The organism is Microbacterium sp. NPDC090007 (genome assembly GCF_044748345.1).
Classification (GTDB): Bacteria; Actinomycetota; Actinomycetes; order Actinomycetales; family Microbacteriaceae; genus Microbacterium.
On sequence record NZ_JBIVFV010000001.1, the window covers coordinates 1627792 to 1643130 of the forward strand.

The following is a 15339-nucleotide window of genomic DNA, read 5'->3' on the forward strand; positions in this document are numbered from 1 at the left end:
GGGGGAGTGTCCCCGCCCGTCGGTAGACTCTCTTATCGTGTCCGACGCACCCGAGATCACCCCCGAGGCCGTCGCCTCGGCGGTCGATGAGGCCCTTGCCGCCATCGCCGCCGCCGCGACCACGTCCGAGCTGAAGTCCGCCCGTTCCGCGCACACGGGGGAGCAGTCCTCCCTCGCACGCCTGAACGCCCAGATGCGCCACGTCGCCCCCGACCAGAAGGCCGCCCTCGGCAAACTCGTCGGTCAGGCCCGCGGTCAGGTCAACCAGGCGCTCGCCGCCCGGGAGGCGGAGCTGGCCGAGGCCGAGACGGCGGCGCAGCTCGAGGCCGAGCGCGTCGACGTCACGGCGTTGCCGCAGCGCGCGCGGGTCGGTGCGCGGCATCCGATCTCCCTCTTGCAGGAGCAGGTCTCCGACATCTTCGTCGGCATGGGGTGGGAGATCGCCGAGGGGCCCGAGCTCGAGCACGAGTGGTTCAACTTCGACGCGCTGAACTTCGATGTCGACCACCCGGCGCGGCAGATGCAGGACACCTTCTTCGTCGACCCCGTCGCGCGCCACCTCGTGCTGCGCACGCACACCAGCCCCGTGCAGGTGCGGTCCATGCTCGAGCGCGACCTGCCGATCTACGTGCTGTGCCCGGGACGGGTTTACCGCACCGATGAGTTCGACGCCACGCACCTGCCCGTGTTCACGCAGTTCGAAGGACTCGTCATCGACAAGGGCATCACCATGGCCCACCTCAAGGGCACCCTCGACCACGCCGCGCGCGTGCTCTTCGGGCCCGAGGCCAAGACGCGGTTCCGCGCCAACTTCTTCCCGTTCACCGAGCCGAGCGCCGAGCTCGACCTGTGGCATCCCACCTTCAAAGGCGGGGCGCGATGGATCGAGTGGGGCGGGTGCGGGATGGTGAACCCGAACGTCCTGCGTGCCGCGGGCATCGACCCCGAGGAGTACTCGGGCTTCGCCTTCGGCATGGGCATCGAGCGCACGCTCATGTTCCGCAGCGACGTGCAGGACATGCGCGACATGGCCGAGGGCGATGTCCGCTTCAGCGAACAGTTCGGAATGGTGGTCTGATGCGCGTCCCGCTCTCCTGGTTGCGCGAGTACGTCGACGTACCCGCCGAGGCCACCCCCGACGACGTCCTCGCCGCTCTCGTGTCCGTCGGCTTCGAAGAAGAAGACGTGCACCGTTTCGAGCTGACCGGCCCCATCGTGGTCGGGCAGGTCGTGGAGTTCACGCCCGAGCCGCAGTCGAACGGCAAGACCATCCGGTGGTGTCAGGTCGACGTGGGTTCCGAGCACGGCGGAGTCCGCGGCATCGTGTGCGGTGCCGGCAACTTCTTCGCCGGCGACAAGGTCGTGGTGACCCTGCCCGGCGCGGTGCTCCCCGGACCGTTCCCGATCGCCGCCCGCAAGACCTATGGCCACGTGTCCGACGGCATGATCGCCTCGGCCAAAGAACTCGGACTCGGCAGCGAGCATTCGGGCATCCTCCGTCTGGTCGAACTGGGCATCGACGCTCCCGTGGGCACCGACGCCATCGCCCTGTTGGGGCTCGATGACCTCGCCGTCGAGATCAACGTCACCCCCGACCGCGGCTACGCCCTGTCGCTGCGCGGCGTGGCGCGCGAGTACTCGCACGCGACCGGTGCGGCCTTCCGCGACCCGGGGACGGGGCATGACGAGGCTGTCTCGCGCACGCCCTCGGGCTTCTCGATCACCGTCGATGACCGGGCCCCCATCCGCGGGCGGGCGGGAGCGAGCGAGTTCGTCGCACGCATCGTGCGCGACGTCGATCCCTCGCGCCCGACCCCGCCGTGGATGATCACGCGCCTGTCGCTCGCCGGCATCCGTTCGCTCGGCGTGCTGATCGACATCACCAACTACGTCATGCTCGAACTAGGTCAGCCGATCCACGGTTACGACCTCGACCGGCTGCAGGGCGGCATCACGGTGCGCCGCGCCGATCAGGGCGAGAAGCTCGAGACCCTCGACGGGCAGGTGCGCACCCTCAACGCCGAAGACCTGCTGATCACCGACGAGTCGGGACCCATCGGTCTCGCCGGCGTCATGGGCGGCGGTCCGACCGAGATGAGCGGGGCCACCCGCAACGTGCTGATCGAGGCGGCGACCTTCGACCAGGTCTCGATCGCCCGCACCGCGCGGCGGCACAAGCTGCCCTCCGAGGCGTCGCGCCGCTTCGAGCGCGGTGTCGACCCGCTCGTGCCCTACGTGGCCGCGGAGCGTGTCGCCTCGCTCATGGTGGAGCTGGCCGGGGGCACGCTCGACACCGAGCTCGGCGGCTCGCTCTCGGCGGAGCATCACCGCGAGCCCATCAGCCTGCCCGCAGGCTTCGTCCCGGGTCTGATCGGTGTGGACTACACCGACGACGAGATCGTCTCGGCGCTGCAGCTGATCGGCTGCTCCGTGGAGTCGCGCGACGGCGGGTGGTCGGTCACCGCTCCGTCGTGGCGCCACGATCTCACCGACAAATGGACGCTCGCCGAAGAGGTGGCCCGTATCGAGGGCTACGACCGCATCCCCTCGGTGCTTCCCACCCCGCCTTCGGGTCGCGGCCTCACCTCGGCACAGCAGGGTCGTCGCCGGGTCGGCAACGCGCTCGCTGCCGCGGGCTTCGTCGAGACGCCGTCGTTCCCCTTCGCCACCGACGAGCAGAACACCCTGCACGGGTCGCCGTCGGGCGAGAAGCTGCCGAGCGTCAAGCTCGCCAACCCACTCGACGGCCTGTCTCCGTACCTGCGGCGCTCGCTCGTCCCGGCGCTGCTGCAGGTGGCGCACCGCAACGTCTCGCGCGGCATCGTCGACCTGGCGTTGTTCGAGACGGGAACGGTCTTCCTCCCCAAGCCGGGCGTGCAGTACGGCACGTCGTCGGTGCCGCCGCTCGCCGTGCGCCCCGACGCCGCGACGTTGGCCGCCCTCGACGCGTCGATCCCGCCCCAGCGTCGTCACGTGGCTCTTCTGCTGGTCGGACATTCCGTCGCCAAGCAACCCGGGCAGGCGGCCATCGCCGCTGATCTCGCGGATGCCGTGGACGCCGTGCGCGTGCTGACCTCCGCCGCGGGTCTCGACATCGAGCTCGTCCAGGCCCAGCGCGCCGCCTTGCACCCGGGTCGCACGGCGCGCGTGCTCGCTTCGGGTCAGGACATCGGCTACGTCGGTGAGCTCCTGCCGGCCGTCTCGGCGGCGGCCGACGTGCCCGGTCGCGTGCTCGTGGCCGAGCTCGATCTCGACGCGATGCTGGAACTCGCGCAGTCGCGTGTGGTCGCGGCATCCCTCTCGGGGTTCCCCGCCGCGACGCAGGACGTCTCGCTGACCGTGCCGGTCGAGGTCGCCGCGGGCGAAGTGCGCCGTGCGCTCGTCGAAGGCGGGGCGCCGCTGCTCGAGGGAGCGCGACTGGTCGACGATTACCGCGGGCAGGGACTCGCCGAGGGCACGAAGAGCCTCACGTTCGCGCTGCGGTTCCGCGCGCCCGACCGGACGCTGACCGCGGCGGAGGCGACGGACGCCAAACTCGCCGGAGTCGCCGTGGCCGCCGAGCGGTTCGGGGCCGCGATCCGCGATTGAGGGCTCTGTCGAAGAGCGCCGCGCAGCTGTCCAGCCGCGCGGCGCTCTCGTCGTCCGGCGCGTGATCGCCGACGCGGCGGACCGGGGCCGCTGCCGGTCGGATCAGGCCGCTCGCCTCTTCGCGCCCTCGACGGTCGCCACGGCGCCGGCGTTCGGCAAGGCGCCGCGGGCTCGGCGCACGAGCGCGCGCACGGTCGTGGCGACGCGTGCCCAGGACGCGTCCCGGATCAACAGCAGATCCAGGGCGATCATGGCGAGGGAGAACGGCCAAAGGCCCAGAAGCAGTCCGATGCCGAAGTGGGTGAGCGCGAGACCGATCACGGCGACATAGCGGGTGGGTTTCCACAGCAGCGCGAGGGGGAAGGCCAGTTGCACGGCCAGGGCGAACCAGGTGCCGAGCATCACCAGGGGAGTGATCTGCCGGGCCGCCGCGCTGAGCCCCGGCAGCACCTGGAACTCGGTGATCGACAGCGCGTAGTACAGCGCAGTGCCCGAGAGCCACTCCTGTCCCTGCAGCTTCAGCAGGGACGACACGAGGTAGACCAGGAGGATCTGGTAGCAGCACAGGATCAGGGCGGTGTTGTGCAGCAACGCCGAGAGCCACGGTGCGAGCCGACGCCGTGGTTCGCCTCGTCGCCGTCGCAACCACGCGTCGACCGAGAGATGCCGGCTCAGGTCGGCGAAGAGCGCGAAGAGCAGCACGATACGCATCAGGGTGTCGCCACCGTTGGTGAGCAGGGTCGAGTTGGTCGACAGCCCGACCCAGAACAGCAGCAGGACCGGGGCGACCCATCGCGTGCGCCACCCGAGGAGAAACAGCACGACCAGGGCGATCAACACCGCGTAAGAGATGTCGAACAGGATCGGGTCGCTCTTCGAGAACAGCATCCGGAAGGGTTCCCACCAGCCACGGCGACGCGCCTCGGGCTCGACCCACCACGAGCCCGCGCCCCAGAGGAAGTGGCGGTCGGCGAAGCTGGGGAGCAGAACGAGGAGCATTGCGATCGCGAAGATGATGCGGAGCACCGAGAAGCCGACGGTCGCGTGGGGGCGCGTGGTCAGCCAGTCCTGCAGGCCACTCCACAGTGCGGACGGGCGCAGACGCCGGGTAGAGGCCGCGAGCCGACCGGTCGCGTCGATCACGGGCGGTCCCCGCTCGCGTAGCGTGCCTGCACATCGGCGAAGACGTCTCGAACGGAGTCGCCGTCGGGTTGCTCGGCCTGACGCCAGCCGAAGGTCAGGGTGTCCGGGGCGAACTGCCGCTCGTCGTCGAAGCGGTGATCGAAGTCGTTCGGTTCGTCGAACTGGGCGCGCCATCGCACGCGTTCGATGTCGTGGCCGAAGAACGCCGAGGCGTACACCGTGGTGAAGCGGGTGAGCATGTAGTCGTAGCGGATGAACGGGACGCTGCTGTCTTCGCCGGCGCCCAGCGCGTCGACCTCGTCGCGGAGCGCGGCATCCGATATCGCGGCGAAGACGTCGCCGGACCGCTCGATGAACGTGTCGCGCACCCGCTCCTGCTGCGCGTCGGACAGGTCGTCGTACCGGTCCAGGTACGCGCCGAGGGCATTGATGCTGCTCTTGGAGATGCGGGAGGGGACGGGGATGCCGCGGACCGCGGCCATCTCGCGATCGGTGACGTCGACCCATTCGCTCTTGACGAGCTCGCCCTCGTCATCGCGCCACTGCGCCTGGATCTGCAACGCGCTGTTCACGCGCAGGATGTTCGGCGCGAAGACATCCCAGCTCTGCGAGAAATAGGGGGCGAACCCCTCGCTCACCGCGGCGCGCGCGGCGGATGGCGGCGCGGTGAAGGCGGCACTGACGAAGACGTATCCGCCGATCACCGCAAGCGCTCCCGCAGTCGCGAGCGTCGTCGCGAGGGACCCCCGCCCCGCCGCAGCGGAGCGGGGGCCGGGGGCCGGTCGCGTCGCACGACCGGCCCCCTTCTGCGTCGTGGTCACGTCAGTCGCTCAGCGATCCGGCGTCGGACGTCGAGGGGCGAACCGACCGGCGGCGACGCAGCGCCAGCAGCGCGAAGCCTCCGGCGAGCAGTGCGCCCGCGAGGATCGACGCGCTCGAGGTCGCGGTGCCGTCGGTACCGGTCACGGCCAGCCGCGAGCCCGCGGCCGGCGCAGCCGGGGCGGTGTACGCGGCCGCGCTACCGATTCGCTCAGCGACCATCGGGGCTTCGGGGGTGTCCGTGCGTCCGTCGGTCTCGCCGTCGGTCGAGCCGTCGGTGTGGCCGTCGGTGTTGCCGTCGGTGTGTCCGTCGGTCTTGCCGTCGGTGTTGCCGTCGGTGTGTCCGTCGGTCTTGCCGTCGGTGTTGCCGTCGGTCTTGCCGTCGGTGTTGCCGTCGGTCTTGCCGTCGGTCTTGCCGTCGGTGTGGCCGTCGGTCTTGCCGTCGGTGTGGCCGTCGGTGTTGCCGTCGGTGTGTCCGTCGGTCTTGCCGTCGGTGTGTCCGTCGGTCTTGCCGTCGGTGTTGCCGTCGGTGTGTCCGTCGGTCTTGCCGTCGGTCTTGCCGTCGGTGTTGCCGTCGGTGTGTCCGTCGGTCTTGCCGTCGGTGTGTCCGTCGGTGTGTCCGTCCGTGTGTCCGTCCGTCTTGCCGTCGGTGTGTCCGTCGGTCTTGCCGTCGGTGTGTCCGTCGGTGTTGCCGTCGGTCTTGCCGTCGGTGTTGCCGTCGGTGTGTCCGTCGGTCTTGCCGTCGGTCGAGCCGTCCGTGTGTCCGTCCGTCTTGCCGTCGGTGTGTCCGTCGGTCTTGCCGTCGGTGTGTCCGTCGGTCTTGCCGTCGGTGTGTCCGTCGGTCTTGCCGTCGGTGTGTCCGTCGGTCTTGCCGTCCGTGTGCCCGTCGGTCTTGCCGTCGGTGTGTCCGTCGGTCTTGCCGTCGGTCGAGCCGTCCGTGTGTCCGTCCGTCTTGCCGTCGGTGTGTCCGTCGGTCTTGCCGTCCGTGTGGCCGTCCGCTTTACCGTCGGTTGAGCCGTCGGTGTGCCCGTCGGTCTTGCCGTCGGTTGCGCCGTCCGTGTGCCCGTCGGTTGCGCCGTCCGTGTGCCCGTCGGTTGCGCCGTCCGTGTGCCCGTCGGTCGAGCCGTCCGTGTGTCCGTCGGAGGACCCGTCGGTGTGCGACCCCTCGCCGGTCTGCGTCTGGACGGTCGTCGACGTCTCGTCCTGGACGGATTCGGCCGTCGCGGACGCGCTGAGCGGAGCGCCGAAGGCGGCCAGCGCCGAGAGCGTGACGACCGCCGTGGTCGTGATGAATGTCTTGCGAGCCTGCGTGGTGCGCGAGATGCCCGCGCCGTTCCAAGGTGTGCGATGCACGATTGTTCCCCATGTTGCCTAGACCCCCCTAAGCACCAACCGTGCCGAAACTAGGGATCTCCCTTGCGCCGGGAGCACCGCTTGACGTGACCGTCTCGAGACGCCAAGATCGCGCATCGCGCGCGCGATCCGGACGTCGCTCCACCTCGGTCGCGGCGGGGAAGCGGGCAGAGGTCTGCCCTCATCGCCGGTAAGGGGGGGCAGTCGGAAGTGCCCGGCGATGAGGGCAGGCTCCACAGCATACGCGATCCGTGTCCCCCAAATGGGGGACATTCGGATCGACACGCCCTCACCCCCGTAGCGTCGATGCGCGCCGCGCGCGATTTGCCTCGTCGAGACCCGGGCCGATACCCTCGCGTCATGTCGTCGATCACCGTGCGCGCCGAGGAGCTCTTCGTGAGCACCGGTGCTGCGCGTCGACGTCGGGTCGGGCGCCGATTCTCGGCGACCTCGTAACCCGCCATCGGTCGGGCATACGGGCGTCGCCGCCCCGCTCCACGCTGCGTGCAGCACCAGCCCCGACTCGTAAGGTAGATGTATGACCCTCTCGGTCGCCGTTTCCGGCGCTTCCGGCTACGCGGGCGGCGAAATCCTCCGCCTGCTCGCCGACCATCCCGACGTCGAGATCCGTACCGTCACCGCGCACTCCAGCGCAGGGCAGCGACTCGTCGCCCATCAGCCGCACCTGCGCTCGCTCGGCCATCTCGAGCTGCAGCCCACGACGCCCGAGGTGCTGGCGGGGCACGACATCGTCTTCCTCGCCCTGCCGCACGGGCAGTCCGCGCAGTACACCGACGCGCTGGCCGACACCGCGCTGGTGATCGACGCCGGAGCCGACCACCGCCTCACCTCGTCCGAGGACTGGGCCGTCTTCTACGGGGGAGCGCACTCCGACCCGTGGGCGTACGGCGTTCCCGAGCTTCCCGTCGCCGGGGGCAAGCAGCGCGAGAACCTGCGCGGCGCCGTCCGGATCGCCGCCCCCGGATGCAACGCGTCGACCGTTTCGCTGTCGCTCGCCCCCGGCGTCGCCGCGGGCGTCATCGATCCGGGCGACATCGTCACAGTGCTGGCGGTGGGCCCCAGTGGCGCGGGCAAGGCGGCCAAGACCAACCTCCTGGCCAGCGAGATCCTCGGGACCGCGAACCCGTACGCCGTCGGCGGCACCCATCGCCACATCCCCGAGATCCGTCAGGCGCTCGCCGCCGCGGGGGCGCCGGGTGACGGCATCCGCATCTCCTTCACCCCCGTCCTCGTGCCGATGGCCCGCGGCATCCTGGCCACCTCGTCCGCCCCGATCCGCGATGGAGCGACGGATGCCGAGATCCGCGCCGCGTGGGTCGAGGCTTACGCCGGCGAACCCTTCGTCGAGGTGCTCCCCGAGGGGGTCTTCCCCCGCGTGGCCGATGTGCTCGGGGCCAATGTCGCCTCGCTCGGACTCGCCGTGGACCGCGCGGCGAACAGGGTGACCGTCGTCGCGGCCGTCGACAACCTCGTCAAGGGCACCGCCGGTGCCGCCGTGCAGTCCATGAACATCGCGCTGGGCCTCGCCGAGACCACCGCCCTCCCCGTGAACGGAGTCGCTCCGTGAGCGTGACCACCCCCGCAGGTTTCGAGGCGGCCGGCGTCGCCGTCGGTCTGAAGTCCACCGGCGCCCGCGATGTCGCCGTCGTGGTCAACCGGGGCCCGCTCAAGGTCGGCGCCGCGGTGTTCACCTCGAACCGGGCGAAGGCCAACCCGATCCTCTGGTCGGAGCAGGTCGTCCGGGACGGCGTCATCGAGGCGATCGTGCTGAACTCCGGAGGCGCGAACTGCTTCACCGGGAGCTTCGGATTCCAGACGACGCACCAGACCGCCGAGCGGGCAGCCGAGTTGCTCGGCGTCGGCGCGGGCGATGTCGTGGTGTGCTCGACCGGATTGATCGGCACGGGCGACGAGGTGTTCCGCGCGAAAGTCCTCGACGGGGTCGACAAGGCCGTCGAGTCGCTCTCCGCCGACGGGGGCGAAGACGCCTCGCTGGCCATCATGACGACGGACTCCCGCCCCAAACGCGCGGTGCACCACGGCGCGGGATGGAGCATCGGGGGGATGGCCAAGGGCGCGGGGATGCTGGCGCCGGGCCTGGCCACGATGCTCGTCGTACTGACCACCGACGTGGTCCTCGACAGCGCGACCGCCGATGCCGCCCTCCGCGCGGCCACCCGCACCAGTTTCGACCGCCTGGACTCCGACGGCTGCATGTCGACGAACGACCAGGTGACCTTGCTCGTCAGCGGGGCGAGCGGCATCCGCGTGGATGCCGACGAGTTCGCCGCCGCTCTGGCCGGCGTCTGCGACGATCTGGCCGCGCAGCTGCAGGGCGACGCCGAGGGCGCCAGTCACGACATCACGATCCGCGTGACGAACGCCGCGAGCGAGGACGACGCCGTCGAGGTCGGACGCTCGGTCGCGCGCAACAACCTCTTCAAGGCCGCGATCTTCGGCAACGACCCCAACTGGGGCCGGGTGCTCGCCGCGATCGGCACCACCGACGCCGCCTTCGACCCCTACGACGTCGACGTCTGGATGAACGGGGTGCGCGTGTGCACCGCCGGCGGCCCCGACCGGCCTCGAGAAGACGTCGACCTCACGCCCCGCGCGACGGACCTCGTCATCGACCTGCGCGTCGGCGGCGCCACCGCGACGATCCGCACCAACGACCTCACGCACGATTACGTCCACGAGAACAGCGCCTATTCCTCATGACTCACGTCGACCTGCAAGACACCGACCCCGCCGCGGCCAGCGAACGCGCGGTCACCCTCGTCGAGTCGCTTCCCTGGGTGCGCAAGTACCGCGATCAGGTGGTGGTGGTGAAATACGGCGGCAACGCCATGGTCAGCGACGAGCTGCAGGATGCGTTCGCGGCCGACATCGCCTACCTGCGATACGTCGGGGTCAAGCCGGTCGTGGTCCACGGCGGTGGTCCGCAGATCTCCTCGATGCTCGACCGTCTCGACATCCCGAGCGAGTTCCGCGGCGGGTACCGCGTCACCTCCACCGAGGCGATCGGCGTGGTCCGTATGGTGCTGACCGGGCAGATCAACCCGCAGCTGGTCGCCAAGGTCAACGCGCACGGTCCGCTGGCCACCGGACTGAGCGGGGAGGACGCGGGCCTGTTCGGCGGTCGCCGCCGCGGCGTGGTGGTCGACGGTGTGGAGCACGACCTCGGCCGCGTCGGCGACGTCGTCACGGTGGACCCGCAGCCGGTGCTGGACCACCTGGCCGCCGGACGCGTGCCGATCGTGTCGAGCATCGCCCCCGACCTCGACCACCCCGGGGCGTCGCTGAACGTCAACGCGGATGCCGCGGCCGCCGCGCTCGCGGTGGCGCTCAAGGCCAAGAAGCTCGTCGTGCTCACGGACGTGCCCGGCCTGTACGCCGACTGGCCCAACCGGGATTCGCTCGTGTCGCACCTGACCTCGACGGAGCTGCGCCAGATGGTGCCGTCGCTGGAATCGGGGATGATCCCGAAGATGCAGGCGTGCCTCGACGCGGTCGACGGGGGCGTGCCGTCGGCGGCCATCATCGACGGACGGGTGCCCCACTCGGTGCTCGTCGAGCTGTTCACCAGTAAGGGAATCGGAACGGAGGTGGTCGCGTGAGCGCGGACACGACCCAGGAGCTCGCGCAGACGCGCGCGGCATGGCAGGACGACGCGGGACGCGACCTCGTCCGCAGCTTCGGTGACCGCATGGCGCTGTTCGTGCGCGGAGAGGGCGCCTACGTCTGGGACGGCGATGAGAAGAAGTACCTCGACTTCCTCGCCGGTATCGCGGTGAACGCCCTCGGCCACGCGCACCCCACGTTCGTCGAGGCGATCACGGCGCAGGCCGCGACCCTGGCACACGTTTCGAACTACTTCGCGACGCCGCCGCAGCTGGCGATGGCGGCGCGCCTCAAGCGCCTCGCAGGCACGGGGGACACCGGCCGCGTCTACTTCGGCAACTCGGGGGCCGAGGCCAATGAGGCCGCGCTCAAGCTCGCGCGCCTGCACGGCCGCGGGACGGACCGCACCCGCATCCTGACCCTGAAGGGCGGCTTTCACGGCCGCACCATGGGTGCGCTCGCCCTCACCGGCAAACCCGCGCTGCAGGCGGACTTCCTGCCGATGGTGCCGGGCGTGGAGCACATCGACGCCACCGTCGACGCCCTCGAGGCGGCGATGGACGAGCGCGTCGCCGCGCTGATGGTCGAGCCCATCCAGGGTGAGGCGGGTGTCGTCGAACTGCCCGAGGGGTATCTGGCGGCCGCGCGCGAGATCACCGCGCGCCACGGCGCCCTGCTGATCGTCGACGAGATCCAGACGGGCGCGGGCCGCACGGGGGCCTGGTTCGGGTTCCAGCACGCGGGCATCGTGCCCGACGCCATCACCGTCGCCAAGGGCATCGGCGGCGGCTTCCCGATCGGTGCGCTCATCACCTTCGGCGCGGCGAGCGAGCTGTTCTTCCCCGGCACCCACGGGTCCACCTTCGGGGGCAACGCCCTCGGCACCGCCGTCGGCGGAGCCGTCCTGGCCGAGATCGAATCCGCCGGCCTGGTCGACAACGCCGCCGCGCGAGAGGTTCAGCTGCGCGACGGGATCGCCGCCCTCGGCTCGCCGCTGGTCGGCAACGTCCGCGGCAAGGGCTTGCTGCTGGGCATCGCGCTGACGAGCCCGGTCGCCAAGGCCGTCGTCGCGGCGGCGCAGGAGCACGGCCTGATCGTCAACGCCGCCAACGACGACACCATCCGCATCGCTCCGCCGTTGACGATCGGGGATGCCGAGGTCGAAGAGTTCCTGCGTCTGTTCGGCGCCACCCTCGCCACCGTCTCCGATGCCCTCATCCTCGAAGGAGCCCCCGCGTGACCCGCCACCTGCTGCGCGACGACGACCTGAGTCCGGCCGAGCAGGCCGAGATCCTCGATCTGGCCATCGAGCTGAAGAAGGACCGCTGGGCGCAGAAGCCGCTCGAGGGGCCGCAGACCGTCGCGGTCATCTTCGACAAATCCTCCACGCGCACGCGCGTGTCGTTCGCGGTGGGCATCGCCGACCTGGGCGGTTCGCCGCTGATCATCTCGACCGCGAACAGCCAGCTCGGCGGCAAGGAGACTCCCTCCGACACCGCCCGCGTGCTCGAGCGTCAAGTGGCCGCGATCGTCTGGCGCACGTACGCCCAGGCGGGACTCGAAGAGATGGCGCGCGGCACGCGCGTGCCCGTCGTCAACGCCCTGAGCGACGACTTCCACCCGTGCCAACTGCTCGCCGACCTGCTGACCATCCGCGAACACAAGGGCGATCTGAAGGGGCTGACCCTGTCGTTCTTCGGCGACGGGCGCAGCAACATGGCTCACTCCTACGTGCTCGCCTGCGTCACCGCCGGTATGCACGTGCGGGTCGCAGCCCCGGCCGACTACGCGCCCCGACCCGACGTGATCGCGGATGCCGAGCGCATCGCCGCCGAGACCGGTGGCTCGGTGACACTGATCGCCGACCCCGGGGCCGCGGCATCCGGAGCCGACGTCATCGTGACCGACACGTGGGTGTCGATGGGCAAAGAAGAGGAGAAGATCGCGCGCATCCGCGATCTCGGCGGTTTCAAGGTCACGAGCGAGCTGATGACGCAGGCTGCCTCGGACGCGATCTTCATCCACTGCCTCCCCGCCGACCGCGGCTACGAGGTCGACGCCGAGGTCATCGACGGTCCGCAGAGCGTCGTCTGGGACGAGGCCGAGAACCGCCTCCACGCGCAGAAGGCGCTGCTGGTGTGGCTCCTGCGTCAGGACTGACCGCCCGGCTCGGCCGCTCCTGGACCCGCTTCGACGGGCCGGGGCGGCTGGTCGGCGTGGACCTGGCGCGAGGTCTGGCCGTCATCGGCATGCTCGCGGCGCACCTGCTCGACACCGAGCGCGTGCTCACGCCCGACCCCGCGACGTGGATCACGCTGGTCAACGGACGCTCGTCGATCCTCTTCGCCACCCTGGCCGGGGTCTCGATCGCGCTGGTGACGGGGGGGACGCGGCCGCTCGACCCCGCTCGGCGGCCCCGGGCGGCCGCGCGTCTGGCGATGCGCGCAGCGCTGCTGTGGGTGATCGGTGTGCTGCTGGTGCTCACGGGCGTGCCGGTGTACGTCATCCTCCCGGCATACGCGCTGCTCTTCGTGCTCGCCCTGCCGTTCCTGGGCATGAACGCGCGCGGGCTCTTCGTGACCGCGGGCGCGCTCGCGCTGGTCATGCCCTGGCTCCAACCGATCCTGGACGCCGCGCCGATCTGGTCCGGGTCGAGCGGTCAGGATCTGGCCGCCCTGGCCGGGTGGAACTACCCCTTCACCGTGTGGATCGCGTTCCTCCTCGCGGGCATGGGCGTCGGCCGCCTCGATCTGCGTCGCGCGCCGGAGCAGGGGCTCCTCGTGCTCGCGGGGCTGTCGCTGATGCTCGCGGGGTACGGGTTCGCCCTGGCCACCGCGCCGTTCGTCGCGGGCCGGCGCTACCTGGCCGCCGTCCTGACCGCCGAGGATCACTCCTCGGGGCTGTGGGAGGTGATCGGCTCGGGCGGGTTCGCGCTCGCCGCGATCGGGCTCTGCCTGCTGCTGTGCCGCACTCCTCTGCGATGGCCGGCGATCCCCGTGCGGGCCGTGGGGTCGATGCCGTTGACCGCCTACGTGCTGCAGCTGGTGGTGTGGGCGGTGGTCGCGTTCGCGGTGCTGGGCGACACGTCGGACCTGTCCGGCATCCGCGAGGTGGGCCTGTTCGCGCCCCTGACGCTCGGTCTGATCGTCGGGTGCACCGTGTGGGCGCTGACGATCGGTCGCGGTCCCTTGGAGGCGGTCGTGGACACGGTGGTGCGCGCCGTCGCCGGTGTGGATGCCGCGCCCCGCCATCGTGGCGCGGCCCGGCCCGGGGACGGTTCGGCCGCGTCGACGGCATCCGGCGACGTCGGCGGCCCTCGCTAGGCTGGACGCATGAGCGAAGAGACCGGTCCGTCGACGAACGAGGGCGCCCTGTGGGGGGCCCGTTTCTCGGGTGGACCCTCTCCCGAGCTGGCGGCGCTCAGCCGTTCGACGCACTTCGACTGGGACCTCGCGCTCTACGACATCCAGGGCTCGCACGCGCACGCCGCGGCCCTCGAGGCCGCCGGGTACCTGAGTGCCGACGAGGCGGCGGCCATGCACGCCGGTCTCGACGACGTCGCAGCGCGCGTCCAGGACGGCTCGCTCGTCGCCGCGCCGAGCGACGAAGACGTCCACGGTGCACTCGAGCGGGTGCTCATCGAGACGGTGGGCCCGGCGGTGGGCGGCAAGCTGCGCGCCGGGCGCAGCCGCAACGACCAGATCGCCACCCTCGTCCGGTTGTACCTGCTCGACCACTCCCGCACCCTCACGCGTGAGCTGCTGCGTCTGATCGACGCCCTCGTCGCTCAGGCAGAGGCCCACGAGACGGCGATCATGCCGGGTCGCACCCACCTGCAGCACGCCCAGCCGGTCCTCCTCGCGCACCACCTGCAGGCCTACGGCTGGGCGTTCGTGCGGGGGATCGAGCGCTTGCGCGACTGGTCGGTGCGCGCGTCGGTCTCGCCGTACGGCGGTGGTGCATTGGCCGGGGCGACCCTGGGCCTCGATCCTCAGCTCGTCGCCGACCGCCTGGGCCTGGCGCGTCCGTCCGAGAACTCCCTCGACGGCACCGCGTCGCGCGACGTCGTCGCCGAGTTCGCGTTCATCACGGCCATGATCGGCGTCGACCTGTCACGTCTGTCCGAGGATGTCATCCTCTGGAACACCCGCGAGTTCGGCTTCGTGACCCTCGACGACGCCTACTCGACCGGGTCGAGCATCATGCCGCAGAAGAAGAACCCCGACATCGCCGAGCTGGCGCGCGGCAAGGCGGGTCGCCTGATCGGCAATCTCTCGGGTGTTCTTGCGACCCTCAAGGGTCTGCCGCTGGCCTACAACCGCGATCTGCAAGAGGACAAAGAGCCCGTCTTCGACTCGGTCCGCACGCTCGAGCTCGTGCTGCCGGCGTTCTCGGGGATGATCGCGACCCTGCGGTTCCACACCGACCGTATGGCCGAGCTGGCGCCAGAGGGGTTCTCGCTCGCCACCGACGTGGCCGAGTGGCTCGTGCGTCAGGGTGTGGCGTTCCGCGACGCGCACGAGATCTCGGGTGCTCTCGTGCGCGCGTGCGAAGAACGGCGGATCGGTCTCGAGGACGCCGACGACGAGCTGCTCGCCTCCGTCTCGCCCTCGTTGACGTCGCAGGTGCGCGAGGTGCTCACCATCGAGGGGAGCGTGGCCAGCCGCGCGGGTGCGGGGGGAACGGCCCCCGTGCGGGTGGCGGAGCAGCGCGCGCACCTCGTCGACCGCGCCCAGGCCGCTGCGCGCCCGATTCTTCCGTGAATATCAGTCGATCGCTTATCAAAACCGA

12 protein-coding genes are annotated in these 15339 nt (G+C 70.7%); 9 read left to right on the forward strand and 3 right to left on the reverse strand.

The window, feature by feature from the left end; translation table 11 throughout:
- The first annotated feature begins 37 nt into the window (after positions 1-37).
- Both pheS and pheT read left to right on the forward strand, forming a co-directional pair.
- Positions 38-1078, forward strand: coding sequence for a phenylalanine--tRNA ligase subunit alpha (gene pheS, locus ACIPVB_RS07610; protein ID WP_400367924.1), 1041 nt, complete (start codon positions 38-40; stop codon positions 1076-1078).
- A complete protein-coding gene (gene pheT, locus ACIPVB_RS07615) occupies positions 1078-3588 on the forward strand; it encodes a phenylalanine--tRNA ligase subunit beta (protein WP_400367925.1) in 2511 nt (836 codons plus the stop codon). The genes pheS and pheT overlap by 1 nt, the downstream gene beginning before the upstream one ends.
- A gap of 102 nt (positions 3589-3690) precedes the next feature.
- On the opposite strand, the gene ACIPVB_RS07620 is transcribed toward pheT, so the two are convergent.
- From ACIPVB_RS07620 to ACIPVB_RS07630, 3 genes are read right to left on the reverse strand one after another with little or no spacing between them, the layout of a single operon-like run.
- Complete coding sequence (locus ACIPVB_RS07620; protein WP_400367927.1) at positions 3691-4731, reverse strand: HTTM domain-containing protein; 1041 nt, start codon at positions 4729-4731, stop codon at positions 3691-3693.
- Positions 4728-5552, reverse strand: a complete 825-nt coding sequence (locus ACIPVB_RS07625) for a DUF5819 family protein (protein WP_400367928.1) — start codon at positions 5550-5552, stop codon at positions 4728-4730. Before ACIPVB_RS07625 ends, ACIPVB_RS07620 begins: the two co-directional genes overlap by 4 nt.
- A 1-nt stretch (position 5553) precedes the next feature.
- A complete protein-coding gene (locus ACIPVB_RS07630; RefSeq protein ID WP_400367929.1) occupies positions 5554-6903 on the reverse strand; it encodes an LPXTG cell wall anchor domain-containing protein in 1350 nt (449 codons plus the stop codon).
- A gap of 538 nt (positions 6904-7441) precedes the next feature.
- Here ACIPVB_RS07630 and argC point away from each other — a divergent pair.
- The 7 genes from argC to argH are packed head-to-tail and all read left to right on the forward strand — an operon-like array spanning position 7442 to position 15311.
- On the forward strand, positions 7442-8491 hold the full coding sequence (gene argC, locus ACIPVB_RS07635; protein WP_400367931.1) for an N-acetyl-gamma-glutamyl-phosphate reductase: 1050 nt from the start codon (positions 7442-7444) through the stop codon (positions 8489-8491).
- Positions 8488-9645: a bifunctional glutamate N-acetyltransferase/amino-acid acetyltransferase ArgJ gene (gene argJ, locus ACIPVB_RS07640; protein ID WP_400367932.1), complete on the forward strand. Its 1158-nt coding sequence runs from the start codon at positions 8488-8490 to the stop codon at positions 9643-9645. Before argC ends, argJ begins: the two co-directional genes overlap by 4 nt.
- Positions 9642-10544: an acetylglutamate kinase gene (gene argB / locus ACIPVB_RS07645; RefSeq protein WP_400367933.1), complete on the forward strand. Its 903-nt coding sequence runs from the start codon at positions 9642-9644 to the stop codon at positions 10542-10544. Before argJ ends, argB begins: the two co-directional genes overlap by 4 nt.
- Positions 10541-11788, forward strand: a complete 1248-nt coding sequence (locus tag ACIPVB_RS07650) for an acetylornithine transaminase (RefSeq protein ID WP_400367935.1) — start codon at positions 10541-10543, stop codon at positions 11786-11788. Before argB ends, ACIPVB_RS07650 begins: the two co-directional genes overlap by 4 nt.
- Positions 11785-12708, forward strand: a complete 924-nt coding sequence (gene argF, locus ACIPVB_RS07655; RefSeq protein WP_400367936.1) for an ornithine carbamoyltransferase — start codon at positions 11785-11787, stop codon at positions 12706-12708. The genes ACIPVB_RS07650 and argF overlap by 4 nt, the downstream gene beginning before the upstream one ends.
- Entirely contained in the window at positions 12687-13871 is a 1185-nt protein-coding gene (locus ACIPVB_RS07660; RefSeq protein WP_400367937.1) for a heparan-alpha-glucosaminide N-acetyltransferase domain-containing protein, read from the forward strand. Before argF ends, ACIPVB_RS07660 begins: the two co-directional genes overlap by 22 nt.
- A 9-nt stretch (positions 13872-13880) precedes the next feature.
- The gene (gene argH, locus ACIPVB_RS07665) at positions 13881-15311 is read left to right on the forward strand and encodes an argininosuccinate lyase (RefSeq protein WP_400367939.1); all 1431 of its coding nucleotides are present in this window, start codon (positions 13881-13883) and stop codon (positions 15309-15311) included.
- Positions 15312-15339 lie beyond the last annotated feature (28 nt).